The organism is Nocardia salmonicida (genome assembly GCF_036142455.1).
GTDB classification, from domain to species: domain Bacteria; phylum Actinomycetota; class Actinomycetes; order Mycobacteriales; family Mycobacteriaceae; genus Nocardia; species Nocardia salmonicida.
Genome location: NZ_CP108014.1, coordinates 2,140,192 through 2,158,494 on the forward strand (window position 1 = coordinate 2,140,192; position 18,303 = coordinate 2,158,494).

Below are 18,303 nucleotides of genomic sequence, written 5' to 3' on the forward strand. Positions count from 1 at the left end.
TCCGGGAAGCTCCTGGACTTTCGATACGACGGCCAGCCACCACCACCGGCCCCCGCTGTCGGGGCAACGCGTCGCGCCGCGAGATGGCGGCGCTTGACCCTCACGTGGCGTCAGGCCCCATAGTCGGTGCCGTGGAGGAGCACCTGACCGTGGGACGCGTGGCCGAGTTGGCGGGCGTGAGCGTTCGCACCTTGCATCACTACGACGAGATCGGGCTCGTACAGCCGTCGACGCGAACCGCAGCCGGCTACCGGGCCTACTCAGCAGACGACGTGGAGCGGCTACGCGAGGTACTGGCGTACCGACGCTTGGGTTTCGGGCTGCGGGAGATAGCGGACCTGGTCGATGATCCGTCGCGGCGTACTGACCCCCGGATCGCCGCGCAGATCTGGGACGGGCTCGGGGACGCGCAGACGGTGCTCAACGTCGGGGCAGGAACCGGATCCTACGAGCCCTACGATCGGGATGTGACCGCGGTAGAACCGTCGGCGGTCAGCGCGCGCAGCGCCCCGCTGGCTCGGCGCCGTGCGTGGCTGCCGCGGCCGAGAGTCTGCCGTTCGCCGACCAGTCCTTCGACGTGGCGATGGCGGTGTCCACCGTCCATCATCGGCGCGACCCCATCGGCGGTCTGCGCGAGATGCGGCGTGTGGCTCGTCGCGTGGTGGTGCTCACGTTCGATGCCTGCGAGCCAGGCTGGCAGGATCGGTTCTGGCTGACTCGTGACTATCTGCCCGAGTTCGGGGACCTTCTCGCAGACTTTCCCTCACTGGCGGCAATGGCCGAGCAGATCGGTGCTGTCGCGGAGCCGGTGCCCATTCCATGGGATTGCACGGACGGTCTCTTCGAGGCGTACTGGCGCCGACCGAAGGTGTATTCGGAGGAACATGCGCGCCGGGCGGTTTCGACTTGGACGAGGGTCGGGCAGGAGGCCGAGCGTCGAGCGGTGCGGGGCCTCAGCGACGACCTCGCCTCAGGCCGGTGGGCCGAGCGCATCGCGCTGCTGCTCTGTTCTTTCCGGAGTAGGTCGGCGGAGCCGATCTCGTTCCGACGGTAGACGACCGGGAGGGCCGCCGGAAAATACCGTCTACCTGTGATTATCTCCAGAAACGAATTCGCTGTGGCGATGGTGGCCTCGATGGTGTGTGCCGTCGCGATCGCCGGGTGCGGACCTGTCGAAATTTCCGCCCCGAAGGCCGGGCGCCAGGTCGATTTCCACGACCAGGCCATCGCATGGCACGACTGCGAGACCGGCGCGGACGACGAGGTCGGGCGGCGGCTGGCTGCTGTGGGTGCTCAGTGCGGTGAGTTCAGCGCGCCCCTGGACTACGCGTCTCCGGCCGGGAAAACGATCACCGTAGCGGTGGCACGTCGTCCCGCCAGTGACCCCGCACGGCGCCTCGGCACCCTCGTGGTCGAGACGGGTGGGCCGGGACCGTCTCGCGATGGGGTTGCGATACTGATCGATGGACCGGAAGGGGGTCATGGCGCACCGGATGTTGCCGAGCGCTACGACGTGGTCGGCTTCGATCCACGATTCTTCGGAGCCAGCACCCCGCTGGAATGTGGTTGGCCGACAAGCCAGTACCTGAGGGTGGCGCAGACGACGCCAGGCGACCGTGCCGGATTCGATCGCGCCGCCGCCGCTGCACGCGATCTGGCCATGCGGTGCGCACCCTGGCGGGAACTGTTGCCACACGCGTCCACACGCACGGTGGCGCGGGACCTTGATCTCCTGCGGACGCTGCTCGGCGAACCATCGCTGTCGTATCTGGGCTGGTCGTGGGGCACCTATCTGGGTGCGGTGTATGCGCAGATGTTCGGTGAGCACGTCGATCGCCTCGTTCTCGACAGCCCGCTCGATCCCCGTGCCGCCGGGCCCGATCTCACTCGCGACACCGCGCCCGCCGATGCTGCCGCCTTGGAAGACTGGGCTCGATGGGCCGCCGCGCAGGACCTCGGTCTCGGAACGACCTCCGCAGCGGTGCTGGGCGAGGTGGACGACCTCATCGAGCGCGTGCGCCACGCGCCGATCAGTCTTGCCGGGGTCACCGTGACCGCCGACCTGATCCCCGGCCTACTGCTCACCGTCGACGACTCCGCCGAGTCGTACATCGCCTTCGGCAGTCAAATCCGGGCATTGATCGATGCATCGCGGGGAGTGCAGGTCGAGCCGCCGCCTGCTCTGGCGATCAAGCTCGCCCTTTACGCCGACACCGGCGTGACACCCGAGTTCGGTTTCAGCGCAACGGTCGCCAATCAGTGCGCCGACCGTCCGGCCCGCGCGGTGGAGGACTACTTCGTCGACATCGAGCGGCATCGCGCCCAGGAGCCTCTGTTCGGCGCGTTGGCACGCCACCTCGGCCCCTGTGCGATGTGGCCCGCGTCGTCGAACGAGCCGGCGACCGATATCGGCAACCAGGTCCCGGCGCTGCTTGTCGGCGCCGACGGCGACCCGGTCGCACCGTCCGCGGGGCTGCGGGCGTTGCGGGCGGTCATGCCTGCGGCGCGGTCGCTGACCTTGCGACCGGCGTTCCGGCACGGTGTGTATCTGTTCGACGGGTCGGCCTGTATCGATGACGCCGTGACGGCCTACCTCCTGGACGGTGTCCTGCCGTCCGTCGACACGACCTGCGACCGGGCCGAACCATGACCGGCGAGCCCTGCTTCGTGCGCCACGATCACCGCCCGTACTCGGTCTCTGGCCGAGAGCTTGGTGAGGATATGGCGCACATGGGTTTTCACCGTTCCCTCGCCGATGCCGAGTTCTGCGGCGATCTCGGCATTGGACAGGCCCCGCGCCATGACCCGCAGTACCTCGCTCTCGCGGGCCGTGAGGGCGTCCACCAGCTGGCGTGCGGCGGGGTCGACGGGCGGGGCAAGGCGACCGAGTAATCGACGGGTGGTCGAGGCGGCCAACACCGCGTCACCGGCGTGCACCGCACGCAAGGCGGACAGGAATTGTTCGGCCGGTGCGTCTTTGAGCAGGAAGCCGCTCGCACCGGCTCGAACAGCGGCCATGGCGTAGTCATCGAGGTCGTAGGTTGTCAGCACCAGCACGCGTGGGGGTTCGGGAAGTGCCAGGACGCGGCGGGTGGCTTCGATACCGTCTGTGCCGGGCATGCGCACATCCATGACGACCACATCCGGGCGTAGCCGCGCAGCCGCAGCGACGCCTTGCGATCCGTCGCCCGCCTCACCGACCACCGTCAGGTCGAGCTGGGAGTCCACGACCATGCGGAACCCGGCACGCACCAGCGCCTGATCCTCGACCAACAGAACTCGGATCATCGATCCCCCGTCAGAGGAATTATGGCTGCCAGGTGGTGTCCGCCGTCGCGTTGGGTGAGAGTGACGGTACCGCCGTAGGACTCGACCCGTTCGCGCATCCCGATCAGGCCGAATCCGCCCGGACTGCGGGTCGACCCGGCGTGGCCGTCGTCGGCGACGTCGACTCGCAGCCACCTGGCATCGGCGCGTACCGAGACCTCGGCGCGCGCTGTGGGACCCGCGTGTTTGACAACATTGGTCAAGCCCTCCTGCACGATGCGGTAGGCGAGTAGTCCCAGCCCGGTGTCGAGCGGATCAGCGGGCAGATCGAGGGCCAGGGTGACCGACAGTCCCGCGGCGCACAGGTCGTCGGTGAGGTCTGTCAGCTCGGCGATGCCCGGGGTGGGCGCCGGGTTCGGTTCACCGTGGGTGTCTTCCCGCAGGATGCCGATGGCACGGCGGGTGTCGGCGAGCGCAGCTCGGCTGTGGTCGCCGATGGCTAGCAGCGCATCGATCGCACGACGGGGTTCGGCCTGCGCCGCGTAGCGACCGCCGTCGGACTGAGCGATGATCACCGCCAGCGAATGGGCCAGGATGTCGTGCAGATCGCGCGCGATCCTGGTGCGTTCCTCGAGCACAGCAAGTCGTGTGCGCTGTTCGCCTTCTCGCTCGAGCAGTGCCGCGTGCCGCGCCAGTGCGGCGAACTCACCCTGTCGTGACCGCTGCCATGCCCCACCGAGCCAGGCTGCCGCGACAGTTCCCGCCAGCGCCGACCCGACCAGTAGGTGGGCGACTGTGGGCATGGGCAGTTGCGGCCAGCTCCAGCCACCGAGCACGGCCCCACCCAGCCCCGCGACGAGCGCGAGCTTGCCTGCGTTGCGGCCGCCGTGTGCCGCGACGGTATAGATGACGATCGGCACGGCGAGATCGGCGGGTAGCGCGCCGATGGTGTCGCGCACGGTCAGCCATTGCGCACCCGCCACCAGCGCGACCACTGCCGCCGTGGCCGAGGGCCACCGCCGCCGGCACATGAGCGGCACCAGTAACGCCACCGTGAGCCCGAAGTACACGACCCCGCCGTTGACGAGCAGACCCATCAGCACGCACACGCCGAGCAGCGCGAACGCGGTCACCGCGTCGGCTGACATCGGATGCGCCCGCCACCAACGCACGAGCCCTTCGTCCACCATGCGCTCACCTTAAGATTTCCGACCGTACCGTCGCGTCGCCCTGGGGAGTGACAACCGGGCACCTCGACTACGACTTCGGGCAGAGGACCTGATGGGCGGCTGTTCGGGCAAAGCACAACGGGCTCGGTGGGTCGTTCGTCGGACCGTTTCAGGAGATGAACGACGACGGATCACCTAACACAGGGCATCCGATGTCGATGTCAGGGTCGACATCCGGGTTTACCTGGATGCCCAACCGGTGTGGACACGCGAAACTGCTCGCGACGCAGTCAGAAGGGAGACAGTTTCGATGACGGATGGGCTGTCCGACGGCCGCCTCGCCGCGATTTTCATAGCAGCGGTCTTGGGGATGTCCCTCGCCACTGCGAATGTCGCCGGCGGTCTCGTCTTGGCGCTGTCTCCGCTACTGGTAACCCTGGTGATGATGCTCGTCGTCACTCGTGAGGGATGGAGCAGGCGGGGATGGGAACGGCTGGGAATGCTGCGTGCGGGAAGGCCTTGGTGGGCGTTGGCAGTGGGATCGAGCATGCTCGTTTCCCTCGCTGCCGCCGTCGCCGTGGTTGTGCTCGGGTATGCGAGCTTCACCGAACCCGATTCCGAATTCGTCTCCGCCGCTGTCGCGATGGCGATCTCGGGTCCGATTCTCGCGTTCACCGAGGAGATCGGATGGCGCGGCTACCTGCAGCCACGCGTGCAGCGATGGGGTGTGAGCGCGTCGATGCTGGTCGTCGGTGTCGTCTGGGCCGCATGGCATCTGCCCTACATCCTGCTCACGCCGTACTACCACTCCGAGGGCAACCGCGTAGCCACGCTGCTGCTGTTCACGGCCAGCGCGGTGGCGTTCTCGTTCCTGTTCGGATATCTCCGGATCGCGTCGGCGAGTATGTGGCCCGCGGTACTGGCTCACTGGGCGCACAACTGGACCTTCGCGCTGCTGACGGGCTACCTCGTGCAGACCAAGCACCCTGTCGTCGTGACCGAGTATCTATCCGGCGACACCGGACTGTTCGTGCTGATCGGGACAGTCATCGCTGCTTTGATCGTTCGCCGAAACTACCGCGCCGGAATCGAGCTGGTACAGCACGCCGAGACATACGTGCCTCCCGCGCCACACTGATCGTTTCTGGCCGAGAGGAATTGACCGATGAAGATCTTGTCCGCACCTACGCGGTCGAGTCGACTGGTCTGCCTCGGCGGCAACACCGAGATCAGAGAAGGGGGGATAATCAGCGTCGGAAATTTGGTATCGAAATGCGTTGGGAGACAAGGAGGGTGCGGTCGTCTCACTACTCGGTTGCTGCCCAGAATTCGATCGCCTGAATATTCGGATCTAGCTCGTCGTTCTGCATCATCGTACGTATGGTTGATTTGAACGATCGGGGGATCAGTGACCATTGCAATATTGGCAGCCATGGCGGCGATCATCGGCGTGGCCGTTGGCCGGTTGTGGGACAGTCGCGCAGAATCGGCACGCTGGTACCGCGATCAGCGGATCGCGAGCTACCAGCGTCTGGCGGAGGCCTTCCGGACCAGCTACGACGACGCCCAACGCGTCGCCTTCGCCGACCCAAACAGTGAGGACTTCGCGGAGATGGTCCGAACGATCAACGTGCAAGGCAACCACTTCTGGCACGACGCCCTCAGCGCAGTGTGGTTTCACGGTTCACGTGGTGCTGTGGCGACGGCAACGAACCTCGATCGGTCATTGATCACTCTCCACGAGAACGCGGGTCGAGAGATGTTCAGCGCCGACGATTGGAGTCGCGATCGGATTCCCGCTCGTCGAGCCTTCGAGCAGTTCGTCGACTCTGTGCGATCCGAACTCGGTCAGCCGCAAGTGTCGCACCATTTCTACGAGGACACAGCGGCACCGCAAACAGGCCTGGGATGACTCAGTTTGTCGGCGGCGACATCGGTATCCCGGGTCGTGATCCCTTGCCCACGCGGTGGTGACCACCTCGGCTCCCAGTGTGCGGACGACCTGGATTGCAGCTTTTGATCTGGGCGCACCAGACCCGATCCGGGCACGGCACCTAGAGGAGGAAACCGAGCATGTCTGGCGCCCGACTCTCGTAACCGAAGGCCGTAATCATCTGGAACACAAAGTATTACATGCTCACAATCGAGCAGATGCGCGAGCGAGTGGGGGATCGACGACGCGCCCACACCAGCTCAGCGCACTGCGAGAACGTCAACTTCTACGGCGCGATGCAATCTTAAGGGCAGCTCGTTGCTTGAACTGTTGAACCTACTGGATCCGTCGAGTGGCTGAGAATGGAGCCATCATCTTTCGGGATCGGCGACCTGACGGTGCGCGAGGATGATTCCCCCGAGTTTGCTCTCAGCTGAGCTGAGAGTTCTGTATGTATCGACAACGAAGCCGGCGTTCTCGAGCCACGCGTGCATCTGGATGTGCTGGCGACGATGGACATAGAGGTTCATTGGGCGCCCGCCGTAGCCCTGGGTCAGCAGCTGCGACTCGTCTCCGACGTGGAAGCCGAGTAACAGCGGACCACCGGGCCGAATCACTCGCTGGAAATGTGTGAAGACCGAACGGATCTCACTGTCCGGGATGTGGATCAGCGAGTACCACGCAAGAAGGCCGGACATCGAGGCATCGGCCAGAGCCAGATTGGTCATGCAGCCGAGATCGAATCGCAGGCCGGGGTGATCACGTGTGGCCACCTCGATCATTGCGGGCGACAGGTCGATTCCGAACACGTCGACGCCCAGTTGACTCAGGTGAGCGGTGATCCGTCCCGTCCCGCATCCCACATCCACAACTGGTCCCGCGCCCTGAGCCCGCACCAGATCGGCGAACGACGCCAGGATTGCGCGCTCTTCAGGTGTTTCATCCAGAAGCTGACTCGTCAGGTCCGCATAACTATCTGCGATGTTGTTGTACGACGTGCGCGTGTCATCCCGCCAGCTGTCTGCGTTCGTTCCCATCCCCATGGCTACAGCTAAGCAGCCCAAGCGAAATGATCCCTCAGTCGGCCCGAATCGCGCACAGACTCTGACCGCCACGCAGCTTCATACGGGTCGGACTGTGGCCTCACCCCGACCTCGGTGGCGCCCTGCCTTGGGCAACGTTGTTCTGTCGTATGAGGGCGGCGTTCTGAATCGGCGCACAATCCGCTGAGCAGGGCGACGATGGCGGTGTCGACATCGTCAGCGGTCCAGTCAGGGGCCTGTTCAGTGGGATGACACGCGGTGCCGAGAGTTGTTGCACCCCAGCGGTTTCCTGTTGGAATGGTTGCCTTTCAGGACTTGGCCTAGAGTCACTTTCACCAGGACTGTCGAAAGTGAGCCGCCCAGCAGCGGTGTTTTCCGAGGAGGCGCAACGTGGAGCTCCGCTACGGCATCAACCCGCAGCAGCGAACCGCCGAGTCCGCACCGGTGGTTCCGGACCGTTGGCCCGTGAGATTGGTGAACGGTGAGCCGTCGTTCATCAATCTGCTCGACGCGCTGAATGCCTGGCAACTCGTCCGTGAGGCCGCGCTGGCTCTCGACACACCGGCGGCCGCGTCGTTCAAACACGTCTCGCCCGCCGGTGCGGCCGTGGCCGGGCAGCTCGACGAGGTCATCACCGAGCTCTATGGGGTCGGCGAGACGGTCGGCGATCTCACCAGTGCCTATGTGCGTGCCCGTGACGGCGATCCGAAGTCGTCGTACGGGGATTTCGCTGCCGTCTCGCACCCGGTCGACGACGAACTCGCTGATGTGTTGTCCCGCGTCATCTGCGACGGGATCATCGCACCCGGCTTCGCACCGGGCACCGTCGAGAAACTGAGCAGGAAGAAGAACGGTCGCTTCGTGGTGATCGAAGCCGATGACTCCGTGGCACTTCCGGATCGGGAGTCCCGCGAGGTGTTCGGGGTACGCCTGACCCAGGAGCGCGACGCGGTGCCGATCTCGCGTGAGCTGCTCGCCTCAGCCGAAACCGAGCTACCCGAGGGCGCGGTGCGCGACCTGCTGCTCGGCCTGGTGGTGCTGCGCTACACCCAGTCCAATTCCGTGGCCTACCTGCACGACGGTATGGCGCTCGGCATCGGCGCGGGCCAGCAGTCGCGGGTCGACTGCACCCGACTGGCCGGCGCGAAGGCCGATACCTGGTGGTTGCGGCGGCATCCGGTGGTTCGTGCGCTCGAGTTCGCTTCGGGCACTACTCGTCAGGACCGCATCAACTGGCAGGTCCGCTTCATCGAAGGCGACCTGACCCCGGACGAGACCGAACGCCTCGCCGCCGCGTTGACCGCGCCCGCAGGCGAATTCGCCCCCGACCAGCGGTCCGCGTGGCTGCGTGGACGAACCGGCATCTCGTTCGTCTCCGACGGAGCGCTGCCCTTCCGCGACAATGTCGACCACGCTGCCCGCCACGGCGTTTCCTATATCGCCGAACCCGGCGGGTCGATTCGTTCCTCCGATGTCGAGGACGCCTGCCGCGAACACGGCATCGACCTCGTGCACACCGGGCTGCGGCTCTTCCATCACTGAGCGGCACCGAGGACGTCGGTTCCGAAAGCCGTACCTTCCCCGGATAACGAATGCCCGGCGATAGCCAACGGCATTAGAAACACCCCTGACGCAAACCATTTCGCCCGCTGACCGGTGCGTCTACGTTCTGAGAGCGATCGCTTTCGGGTGGCTCGCGCACAGGACCACCTGTTTGCGCCGAGCCGCCGGAAGTGGATCCAGTCGACCCGGTTTCTCTCCGGACTGTTGCGTGCTTCGCCTCTGGCCTGAACGTACGGCCGAGTGCGGCACCGAGTCGATGTGGCGCCAGGGGCGCCACTTCCACCTGTCGAGGAGGTCACTCGTCAGGTTCAGCGTGCGGAAGGAGTCGGAGTTGTCTGTCGGACGGAAGAGGGGAGGATGGCGGGTAGCCGTCGCGGTGACACTCGTGTCACTGGTGGCGACCGCGTGCGGCGGGGGATCGTCGGGCGGGGACGGATCGGGTGAGCCGCAGTCAGGCGGCACCCTCAATATCGGGCTGTCCAGCGACAACAACGGTGTCGATGCGGCGGTGGTCAATCAGACCTGGCGCACGGTGGCGCGCGCCCTGTCGGACTCGCTGGTGTTCTACAACCCCGACACCAAGGAACTCGAGCCGTGGCTGGCCACCAAGTGGGAGGTCACCGACGCTCGCGTCTACCGCTTCCAGCTGCGTCAGGACGTGACGTTCCACGACGGTACCAAGCTGACCGGTGAGGTGGTGAAACAGAACTTCGAGAGCCTGAACCGGCCCGGTATCCACTCGAGTGCCAAGACCATCGTCGAGGGCATCCGCACGATCACGATCCCCTCCGAATACGAGGTGGTGGTCGAGTTCGAGAAGCCCAACGCGGCGTTCCTGACCAGCCTTTCGCGGGCACACGCGGGCATCGTCTCGGCGAAGACCGCCGCGCTGCCGGTGGCCGACAGACAGAAATCGGTCGACGGTTCCGGACCGTTCTATCTCGACAAGTTCGTGCCCAACCAGCAGATCGTGCTGAAGAAGCGTCCCGAATACAACTGGGCGCCCGCCTATTTCAAGCGGACCGGGCCTGCGCATGTGGACGAGGTGGTCTACAAGGTCATCCCCGAGGACTCGGTGCGCAACGGCGCGGTCATCGGCGGCGACGAGCTGCAGTTCATCTACTGGGTCAACGGCAAGTACGTCGACCAGCTGAAAGCCGCCGGCCTGACCATCTCCAAGACGCTGAACCCCGCCACAGGCACCGAACTGCCGGTGAACACCTCCTCGAAGTTCCTCAAGGATGTGCGGGTGCGTCAGGCGCTGCAGGTGGGCCTCAACCGCGACGAGTTCGTCAAGATCGTCTCCAACGGCTACGACCAGGCGGCCAAAGGTCCACTGAGCGAGGCCAATCCGTACTTCACCGATGTCAGCCGCTTCCTGAAATACGACCAGGCCAAGGCGATCGGACTGCTCGAGGAGGCGGGCTGGAAGACAGTCGGCGCCGACGGCATCCGCGTCAACGCCGCGGGTGAGCGGCTGTCGCTGCGTGCGCCGCAGGACACCGCGGCCTGGCAGGTGCTGCAGAGCCAGTGGCGCAAGATCGGCGTCGATCTGGTGCTCGATCCGCCGCTGGCCGCCGAGGCGAACAAGAAGCTGCTCTCGGGTGAGTACGACATCGCCTACTGGTACCACTCGACGCCGGACCCGGATGTCCTGCGCGCGAACTACGGCAAGATCACCGGATCGAACCGGTCCTTCCTGCCCGACGGCACCGAGGTCGACAAGCTGCTGCAGGAACAGAACACCGTCCTGGACAAGGACGCCCGGCAGAAGATCGTCGATCGCGCCGCCGAGCTGCTGGTCTCCGAGGCGTATGTGATCCCGGTGGTCAACGACGTGGATGTGTGGGCCTTCCAGCCCAGCGTGCACGGTCTGCAGGCCGTCGGCCTGGATCAGTACCTGTACAACACCTGGCTCGAGCGGTAGGGACAGCGATGACCCTGGTGAGGTACGCCCTGCGGCGGCTGCTCTACGCCGTCGTCGTGGTCTGGGGCGCGTTCACGGGAGCGTTCTTCCTGTTGTACATCGTGCCGGGCGACGCCGCGGGCGGCCTCACCATGGGCGCCGGCGGCGGCGACATCGAGAAGATGCTCGCCGAACAACGCGAACTGCTCGGGCTGAACCGGCCGCTGTACGTGCAGTACTTCGACGCGCTCACCAGCGCGCTGCGCGGCGACTTCGGCGAGAGCATCTACCAGCGCCGCCCGGCCACCGAGGTCTTCTTCGAATCCTTCGGCAAGACATTGGAACTGGCGCTGCTGGGGCTGGTGCTCGCGGTGATCCTCGGTGTCACGTTCTCGGTGGTGATCGAGCTGATCGATTGGAAGTGGGCACGCGAGCTGTTGATCTCGCTGCCGCCGGTCGCGGTGTCGCTGCCCCCGTTCATCGTGGCTCTGGTCGCGGTGCAGATCTTCGCCTTCCAGCTGCACTGGATCAAGGCGTTCGGTGACAAGACGACCCTGGGGCTGGTGGTGGCGGCGCTGTCGATCGCCATCGCCGGTGGCGGGCAGATCTCGCAGCTGCTCACCGTCAATCTGCGTGCCGCGCTGACTTCGCCGTATATCGAGACCGCGCGCAACTGGGGCCTGAGCCGTTTCGATCTGGTCGTGCGGCACGCGCTGCGTGCCTCGGCGCTGCCGGTGGTGACCGCGCTCGGCACCACTGTCGGCGTGATGGTCGGCGGCACGGTACTCACCGAGACGGTGTTCTCCCGGCTCGGTGTCGGTCGGCTCATCGTGGACGCGGTGGACGGCCGGGACATGCCGATCGTGCTGATCGCAGTCACCGCGAGCGCGCTGATCTTCGTCACGGTCAATCTCGTCGTCGACCTGATCTATCCGGTCATCGACAAGCGAATCCGATTGGACGCCTGATGAGTGTTGTCGAAGCCCTGCCCGATCTCGTCGCCGAACCCGCCGACGGCACCGCCGCGCGCGGTCGGTCCGCCGCGGCCGGGCGCTGGGTGCGCCACATCGCGGGATCACCGAGTCTGCTGCTGGCCTACGTGTGGGTCGTGCTGATGCTCGTCGCTGCGGTCGCGCCCCGGGTGTTCACCTCCGGCGATCCGCTGGCGCAGGACGCGGACGCCCTGCTGCTGGCACCGAGCCCGGACCACCTGTTCGGCACCGACGATCTCGGCCGTGACCAGTTCACCCGGCTGATCCACGGCACCTCACTGTCGGTGCAGGCCGCGGTCGTTGCCGTGCTCATCGGCCTGGTCAGCGGCGCGCTGGTCGGGCTGGTCGCCGGGTCGGTGGGCGGTTGGGTCGACAGCGTGCTCATGCGCGTCATGGACATCATGCTGGCGGTGCCGAGCCTGATCGTGTCGCTGGCCATCATCTCCGCGCTCGGCCACGGCGTGGTCAACATCGCGGTGGCGATCGGCATCAACAGCACGGCCGGATTCGCCCGGCTCATGCGCTCGGAGGTGCTGAAGGTCTCGGGTTCGAAATACGTCGAGGCCTCGGTGTTCGCCGGGCACGGCTACGCCTATCGACTGTTCCGCCACGTCGTGCCCAATTCCTCGCGCTCGGTCCTGGCCGCCGCGACCATGGAGATCGGCTCGGCGATCCTCACCGTCGCCGCGCTGAGCTTCCTCGGACTCGGCGCACCGCCACCCACTCCCGAATGGGGGCTGCTGGTCGCGGAGGGGCGCACCTTCATCGCCACCCAGTGGTGGCTGAGTCTGCTACCCGGACTCGTCATCACCGTCTCGGTCGTCGCCGTCTACCGGATCGGCCGATCCTTGAACCGAGGGAGAACCAGTGTCGTCGCCTGAGCCGTCCGTCACCGACACCGGTGCCCTGCTGAGCCTCGAGGACGTCGTCGTCGACTTCGACGTGCCGGGCAGGCCCCCGGCCAGAGTGGTCGACGGGGTGAACCTGAGCCTGAGCGCGGGCCGGGTCCTGGCCCTGGTCGGCGAATCCGGTTCCGGCAAGTCCACTCTCGCGCGCACGGTCACCGGAACGCTCGCCGAGAACGGCCGGGTCGCGGGTGGGCGCGTGTTGTTCGGCGGCAGGCAACTCAACGGCCTGGCCGAGAAGCAGTATCGCGCCATCCGTGGTCGCGAGATCGGCTACATCCCGCAGGACGCGCTGCTCGGACTGAATCCGCTGCTGCCGGTCGGCGTGCAGGCCGGTGAGCCGCTGCGCGCGCACCGGCTGGCGACCAAGGCCGAGCGGCGCGAACGGGTCCTCGATCTGTTCGCCAAGGTGGGACTTCGCAACCCGGACAAGGTCTTCCACGCCTACCCCCACGAGCTGTCCGGTGGCATGTGCCAGCGGGTGCTCATCGCCGCGGCCATGTCCACCGGCCCGGGTCTGCTCGTTGCCGACGAACCGACCACCGCGCTCGACGTGACCGTGCAGAAGCGGATCCTGGACCTGCTGAGCCAACTGGTCGCCGACGAGGGCCTGTCGATCCTGCTCATCACCCACGACCTCGGCGTCGCCGCCGAGCGGGCCGACGAGATCGCGGTGCTGAAAGACGGCCGTCTGGTGCGGTCGGGGCGGGCCGCGGAGGTGATCGCCGATCCCGGCGACGCGTACACGACCGCGCTGTTGCGGTCGTCGTCGCTGGGGTTCGACGGCGCCGCCGCGGCGGCACGGCGACAGGAACAACTCGGCACCACCACGAGCAAGGCGCCGATCGTGGTGCGAGCCGAGAACGTGCGCAAAACCTTTGTCGCACATCGAGGCAAGGAATCGGTGACCGCTGTCGCCGACGCCTCCTTCGAGGTCCGCCGCGGCACCACCCTCGGTGTCGTCGGCGAATCAGGTTCCGGCAAAACCACTCTGGTCCGGCTATTGGCAGGACTCGGCGCCCCCGACTCCGGCACCATCGAGGTCGCGGGCGAGCCGGTCGTGCACCATCGGCGTGGGGCGGGGCAGGGCTCGCTCTACCGCAAGGTCCAGATGGTCTACCAGGACCCGTTCGCCTCGCTGAACCCACGCGCCACCATCGGCGCCATCATCGAGGAACCGTTGCGCGGTCACAAGATCGGCGACCGGGACACGCGCCGCCGCCGAGTCGCCGAGCTGCTCGACCGCACCGGCCTGCCGGCCGACGTCGCCGATCGCTACACCGCCGAACTGTCGGGCGGTCAACGTCAGCGGGTGGCCATCGCCCGGGCCCTGGCGCCGGACCCGGAACTGGTGATCCTCGACGAGCCGGTCTCCGCGCTCGACGTCACCGTTCAGCGTCAGATCCTCGACCTGCTGGTCGAGTTGCAACACGATCTCTCGCTCACCTACGTGTTCATCTCCCACGATCTCGGCGTGATCGCCGAGATGGCCGACGAGATTCTCGTGCTGCACCACGGCGACATCGTCGAGCGAGGCAGTGCGGTCGACATCATCACCGCTCCACGGACGGACTACGTCAAAGAACTGCTCGCCTCCATTCCCGGCACGAGCGCGGCGACCGTCTCCGTCTGATCCACCGAAAGGAAGTCCCGTGGGAACCCCCGCGAAACGTCAACTCCACCTGGGCTATATGTACTGGCTCAACGGCACCCACTGGGGCGGCTGGCGGCTGCCCGAGGCGCCCACCGCCAACGCGTTCGAGCTCGACTACGCCGCCAAGGCCGCCAAGATCGTCGAAGACGCCAAGTTCGACTTCTTCTTCCTCGGCGACACCCTGCCCGGCGATGTCTACCAGGAACACTGGGGCACCACCCACAATGCGGGCAGGCTCGAACCCTTCACGCTCGCTTCGCAATTGGCGCTGACCACCTCGAAGCTGGGTATCGTCGTCACCGCGCATCCCACCTACTACGAGCCCTACATCCTGGCCCGGCTCACCGCCTCACTGGATCACCTCAGCAAGGGCCGTCTGTCATGGAACGTGGTGCTCGGCGCCTCGGATCTGGCGGCGCAGAACTTCAGCCTGCCCGACCTGGGTGGCGAGCGTCGCTACGCGCGCGCCGACGAGTTCATCCGGGTGATCCGGCAGTTGTGGGACAGCATCGAGGACGGCGCCTACCTGCAGGACAAAGGCACCGGGCACTACCTGGACCCGACCAAAGTGCACCGGCTCGAGCACAAGGGCGAGTTCTTCCAGGTCGCGGGCACGCTGCCGATGGCCCGGCCGCCGCAAGGTCAGATCCCGCTGCTGTACGCGGGCGCCTCGGAACTCTCGCGTGAATTGACCGCTCGCCATTGCGAACTCAACTTCACCGGACCCACGGGCATCGAGGACTCGATCGAGTTCAACACCGACATCCGCGCGCGGGCCCGCCGCATCCACGGCCACGACGTCCCGATCTTCTTCCTGCCCGGCATCTCCCCGGTCATCGGCGACACCCGCGCCGACGCGGTCGAGATCTTCGAACGCCTCAATGCCGGTCTGCCGCTGGACGAGGACCCCGTCGACGGCGACAAGGACGAGCAGTTCTGGACCAGCGAGGCGTGGGCGGCCATCCAGCAGTCGCGCTTTCCGCTCCCGCGCGGGGTGCGCAGCCTGCGCTCGCTGTCGGAGCGGGTCGGCGTCGACCTGCGTGCGGGCGGACTCGACGCCCTCGTCAGCACCGAGACCGCCGCGCAGTTCAACGACTACGGCAGGAAGCTGCTCGATGCCGTCGCCGCTCGCACCGACCGCACCGTCGAGAAGGGCGCGGTGCGCGCGGGCGATCTGCTGCGCAACGCCATCGGCGGCGGGTTCCCCCAGGTGATCGGCACCGCCCAGGATGTGGCCGACCGGCTCATCGAGTGGTTCGACCGGGGTGCGGCCGAGGGCTTCAACATCAACTCGCCCTACCTGTGGGACCAGCTCGAGCGGTTCACCGGTGAGGTCGTGCCGATCCTGCAGGACAAGGGTGTCTTCCGCACCGAGTACACCACCGACACCTTCCGCGGGCACTTCGGCCTGCCGGTGCCGCCCAACCAGTTCGCCAGCAATTCCTAGCTCCTCCAAGGATATTCGATGACCGACAGAAAACTCCGGCTCGGCCTTGCCGCCTACGGCACCGGCTGGGACGCCGACGCCTGGCGGCTGCCGCAGGCCACCAACTCCGGCCTGCGTGACCCCAGCGTCATCGTGGACGTGGCCCGCGCGGCCGAACGCGGCAAGCTCGACTATGTCTTCGCGGGCTCCGCGCTGGGCAGCGAGCCCGACCACCTGCAGCGAATCTATCGCTGGGACAACTTCATCTACGCCGGTTACGCGGCCGCGGTGACCAAGAACCTCGGGTTCCTGGTGTCGGTGAACTCCTCGTTCGAGCACCCGTACGCCATCGCGCGCCAGCTCGCGACCCTGGACAACTTCGCCAAGGGTCGCACCGCGCTCAATGTCGTGTTCGGCATCGACCGCCAGGGCGATCCGGCGCTCAACTACGGCAAGAACGCCATCCCGGACGAGCAGAGCAAATACACCCGCGCCCGCGAGTTCACCGAGGTGGTCAACCGCCTGCTCTACGAGAGCTGGGATCAGGACTTTCTGCTCGACGATCGCGAGAAGAACGTCCTGATCAAGCCGGACTCCTGGCACCGGATCGAGCACGCGGGCGAGCATTTCGAGGTCCGTGGGCCGCTGAACGTGCCGCCGCCGGTGCAGCAGCGCATCCCGAATGTGCACGTGGGCACCTCGGAGGAATCGCTGCAATACGGCGCCGACTTCGCTCAAGTGCGCTTCTCGCCGTACCTCGGGATCGAGCGAGGCAAGGAGGAGTACCGCGCGCAGAAGGCCAGGGTCGAGGCCGCCGGACGCGACCCGGAGAAGTTCAAGATCATCCCGGGTGCGACCTTCTACCTGGCGGGCACCAAGCGGGAGGCGCAGTCGATCTACCGCCAGGTCAACAACTTCCAGATCACCGAGGAGATTCCCGAGCAGTTCTCGATCGCGCTTGGCATCGACCTGTCGCGGGTGCGTGACAACGAGAAGGTGGCCGACGTGGTCGACCTGGACACTGTGTCGCCCAACGCCTTCGACGGCTTCCTCGGCTCGCTGGGCCGGGAGAAGCGTCATATCCGGGGCCGCGACGACCGCGAGACGATCCGCCGCCTGCTCTCCTCCATCGGGGAGGACCTGACACTGCGCGAGCTCTACCACTACGTGCAGCGCACCCGGCAGGCCGCCCAGCCCGCCCTCGTCGGTGACGCCACCACCATCGCCGACTGGGTGGAAGAGAACTTCGTGGAGCGAGTGCTCGACGGCGTGCAGTTCTTCCCGCCCTATCACCGCGGCCCCGCTGACCTGTTGGTCGACCTCGTGGTGCCGGAGTTGCAGCGGCGCGGTCTGTTCCGCACCGAGTACGAGGCCGACACCCTGCAGGGTCTGCTCGATACGGACAACGGCTGATGGCGTGGGGAACGGGGATCCCGACCGGCTACCGCCCGCTCGGGCGATCGGGACTGATCCTGTCGGAACTGGGCATCGGCGCTAGCACGTTCGGGCGCTCCGGGATGCGCGCTGTCGACTTCGATCAGGTGCAGGCGATCGTGGACCGAGCGATCGATCTGGGCGTCACCTACTTCGACCTGGCCGAAGGCTACGGTGACCGCACCGGACTGAGCGAGGAACTGTTCGCCAAGGCGCTGGGCAGCAGGCGCGAAAGCGTCATCATCGGAACGAAATTCGGTCGCTCGCTGCTGGCCGACCGCGGGCCGAGCTACGCCCTGACCGGATCGCGCAAATACATCGTCGCCTCGGTGGAGGACTCGCTTCGGCGGCTGAACACCGACTACATCGACCTGTACCAGATCCATTTCCCCGACGCGCACACGCCGATCGAGGAAACCCTGGCGGCGCTGGACACGCTGGTCCGGTCGGGCAAGGTCCGGTATATCGGAGCGTCGAACTTCAAGGCATGGCAGATCGCCGACGCCGAACACGTCGCCGCACGCCACGGGCTGAGCCGGTTCGTCTCCACCACCGACGAATACAACCTCACCTGGCGCAAGCCGGAGGAGGAACTGATTCCCGCCCTGCGGAAATACGGGCTCGGCTTCATCCCGTATTTCCCGCTGCAGAACGGTCTGCTCACCGGCAAATACCGGGCAGGTGACGCGCCGGAGGGCGCGAAGATCACCAATCTCAAGCGCTACCTGCTGAAGACCGCGCCGTGGGACGCGCTCGAACGCTTCGACGCGTTCGCCGCCGAACGCGGGGTGACGCCCTCGGCGCTGGCATTGGGCTGGCTGTTGGCCCAGCCGACGGTGACCAGTGTCATCGCCGGGGTCACCGTGCCCGAACAACTCGACGAGAACCTCAGCGCCACCCGTTGGGTTCCGAGCCCGGACGAGGAGAGGGAGCTTCGGGGCCTGTTCACCGGGGATCTCTCCGGTGGGCCAGGGGTGGTCGACAAGGGCTGACAACGACAAGGGCCGGTTC

General features: G+C 66.4%; 15 protein-coding genes and 1 pseudogene. 13 read left to right on the plus strand and 3 right to left on the minus strand.

Annotation, left to right across the window (positions count from 1 at the left end):
• Positions 1-131: 131 nt before the first annotated feature.
• The 3 genes and pseudogenes from OHS03_RS10150 to OHS03_RS10160 form a co-directional block, all read left to right on the plus strand.
• A pseudogene (locus tag OHS03_RS10150) lies at positions 132-353 on the plus strand (MerR family transcriptional regulator); the annotation flags it as partial.
• 89 nt (positions 354-442) lie between these two features.
• Positions 443-1,054: a class I SAM-dependent methyltransferase gene (locus OHS03_RS10155; protein WP_328664161.1), complete on the plus strand. Its 612-nt coding sequence runs from the start codon at positions 443-445 to the stop codon at positions 1,052-1,054.
• Positions 1,055-1,090: 36 nt separating this feature from the next.
• Positions 1,091-2,650 carry an alpha/beta fold hydrolase gene (locus tag OHS03_RS10160; protein ID WP_328662494.1) on the plus strand — a complete coding sequence of 520 codons (1,560 nt, stop codon included), beginning with the start codon at positions 1,091-1,093 and terminating at the stop codon, positions 2,648-2,650.
• Here OHS03_RS10160 and OHS03_RS10165 read toward each other — a convergent pair.
• Positions 2,590-3,288, minus strand: coding sequence for a response regulator (locus OHS03_RS10165; RefSeq protein WP_328662495.1), 699 nt, complete (start codon positions 3,286-3,288; stop codon positions 2,590-2,592). The two genes, OHS03_RS10160 and OHS03_RS10165, sit on opposite strands and share 61 nt — an antisense overlap.
• Positions 3,285-4,457 (minus strand): sensor histidine kinase, encoded by a 1,173-nt coding sequence (locus OHS03_RS10170; RefSeq protein WP_328662496.1) that lies wholly within the window; start codon positions 4,455-4,457, stop codon positions 3,285-3,287. The genes OHS03_RS10165 and OHS03_RS10170 overlap by 4 nt, the downstream gene beginning before the upstream one ends.
• A gap of 289 nt (positions 4,458-4,746) precedes the next feature.
• On the opposite strand from OHS03_RS10170, the gene OHS03_RS10175 reads away from it, so the two are divergent.
• Both OHS03_RS10175 and OHS03_RS10180 read left to right on the plus strand, forming a co-directional pair.
• Complete coding sequence (locus OHS03_RS10175; protein ID WP_328662497.1) at positions 4,747-5,574, plus strand: CPBP family intramembrane glutamic endopeptidase; 828 nt, start codon at positions 4,747-4,749, stop codon at positions 5,572-5,574.
• A gap of 270 nt (positions 5,575-5,844) precedes the next feature.
• Positions 5,845-6,348: a hypothetical protein gene (locus tag OHS03_RS10180; protein ID WP_328662498.1), complete on the plus strand. Its 504-nt coding sequence runs from the start codon at positions 5,845-5,847 to the stop codon at positions 6,346-6,348.
• Positions 6,349-6,740: 392 nt separating this feature from the next.
• On the opposite strand, the gene OHS03_RS10185 is transcribed toward OHS03_RS10180, so the two are convergent.
• Complete coding sequence (locus OHS03_RS10185; protein ID WP_328662499.1) at positions 6,741-7,412, minus strand: class I SAM-dependent DNA methyltransferase; 672 nt, start codon at positions 7,410-7,412, stop codon at positions 6,741-6,743.
• A 390-nt stretch (positions 7,413-7,802) separates the two neighbouring features.
• Here OHS03_RS10185 and OHS03_RS10190 point away from each other — a divergent pair, with 390 nt between their 5' ends.
• From OHS03_RS10190 to OHS03_RS10225, 8 genes are all read left to right on the plus strand, one after another.
• The gene (locus tag OHS03_RS10190) at positions 7,803-8,954 is read left to right on the plus strand and encodes a phosphoribosylaminoimidazolecarboxamide formyltransferase (RefSeq protein WP_328662500.1); all 1,152 of its coding nucleotides are present in this window, start codon (positions 7,803-7,805) and stop codon (positions 8,952-8,954) included.
• A gap of 397 nt (positions 8,955-9,351) precedes the next feature.
• Entirely contained in the window at positions 9,352-10,902 is a 1,551-nt protein-coding gene (locus OHS03_RS10195) for an ABC transporter substrate-binding protein (protein WP_328662501.1), read from the plus strand.
• A gap of 8 nt (positions 10,903-10,910) precedes the next feature.
• Positions 10,911-11,849: an ABC transporter permease gene (locus OHS03_RS10200; RefSeq protein ID WP_328662502.1), complete on the plus strand. Its 939-nt coding sequence runs from the start codon at positions 10,911-10,913 to the stop codon at positions 11,847-11,849.
• The gene (locus OHS03_RS10205; protein ID WP_328662503.1) at positions 11,849-12,754 is read left to right on the plus strand and encodes an ABC transporter permease; all 906 of its coding nucleotides are present in this window, start codon (positions 11,849-11,851) and stop codon (positions 12,752-12,754) included. The genes OHS03_RS10200 and OHS03_RS10205 overlap by 1 nt, the downstream gene beginning before the upstream one ends.
• A complete protein-coding gene (locus tag OHS03_RS10210) occupies positions 12,741-14,411 on the plus strand; it encodes a dipeptide ABC transporter ATP-binding protein (protein ID WP_328662504.1) in 1,671 nt (556 codons plus the stop codon). Before OHS03_RS10205 ends, OHS03_RS10210 begins: the two co-directional genes overlap by 14 nt.
• 19 nt (positions 14,412-14,430) lie before the next feature.
• Entirely contained in the window at positions 14,431-15,879 is a 1,449-nt protein-coding gene (locus tag OHS03_RS10215; RefSeq protein ID WP_328662505.1) for an LLM class flavin-dependent oxidoreductase, read from the plus strand.
• An 18-nt stretch (positions 15,880-15,897) separates the two neighbouring features.
• Positions 15,898-17,271, plus strand: coding sequence for an NtaA/DmoA family FMN-dependent monooxygenase (locus OHS03_RS10220; RefSeq protein ID WP_328662506.1), 1,374 nt, complete (start codon positions 15,898-15,900; stop codon positions 17,269-17,271).
• On the plus strand, positions 17,271-18,284 hold the full coding sequence (locus OHS03_RS10225) for an aldo/keto reductase (RefSeq protein ID WP_328662507.1): 1,014 nt from the start codon (positions 17,271-17,273) through the stop codon (positions 18,282-18,284). The genes OHS03_RS10220 and OHS03_RS10225 overlap by 1 nt, the downstream gene beginning before the upstream one ends.
• Positions 18,285-18,303: the final 19 nt, after the last annotated feature.

Bases quoted from the DNA above. Each gene is read 5' to 3' on its own strand.
- OHS03_RS10165 (WP_328662495.1), bottom strand. From the start codon at position 3,288: ATGATCCGAGTTCTGTTGGTCGAGGATCAGGCGCTGGTGCGTGCCGGG.
- OHS03_RS10170 (WP_328662496.1), bottom strand. From the start codon at position 4,457: ATGGTGGACGAAGGGCTCGTGCGTTGGTGGCGGGCGCATCCGATGTCA.
- OHS03_RS10175 (WP_328662497.1), top strand. From the start codon at position 4,747: ATGACGGATGGGCTGTCCGACGGCCGCCTCGCCGCGATTTTCATAGCA.
- OHS03_RS10185 (WP_328662499.1), bottom strand. From the start codon at position 7,412: ATGGGGATGGGAACGAACGCAGACAGCTGGCGGGATGACACGCGCACG.
- OHS03_RS10200 (WP_328662502.1), top strand. From the start codon at position 10,911: ATGACCCTGGTGAGGTACGCCCTGCGGCGGCTGCTCTACGCCGTCGTC.
- OHS03_RS10205 (WP_328662503.1), top strand. From the start codon at position 11,849: ATGAGTGTTGTCGAAGCCCTGCCCGATCTCGTCGCCGAACCCGCCGAC.
- OHS03_RS10220 (WP_328662506.1), top strand. From the start codon at position 15,898: ATGACCGACAGAAAACTCCGGCTCGGCCTTGCCGCCTACGGCACCGGC.
- OHS03_RS10225 (WP_328662507.1), top strand. From the start codon at position 17,271: ATGGCGTGGGGAACGGGGATCCCGACCGGCTACCGCCCGCTCGGGCGA.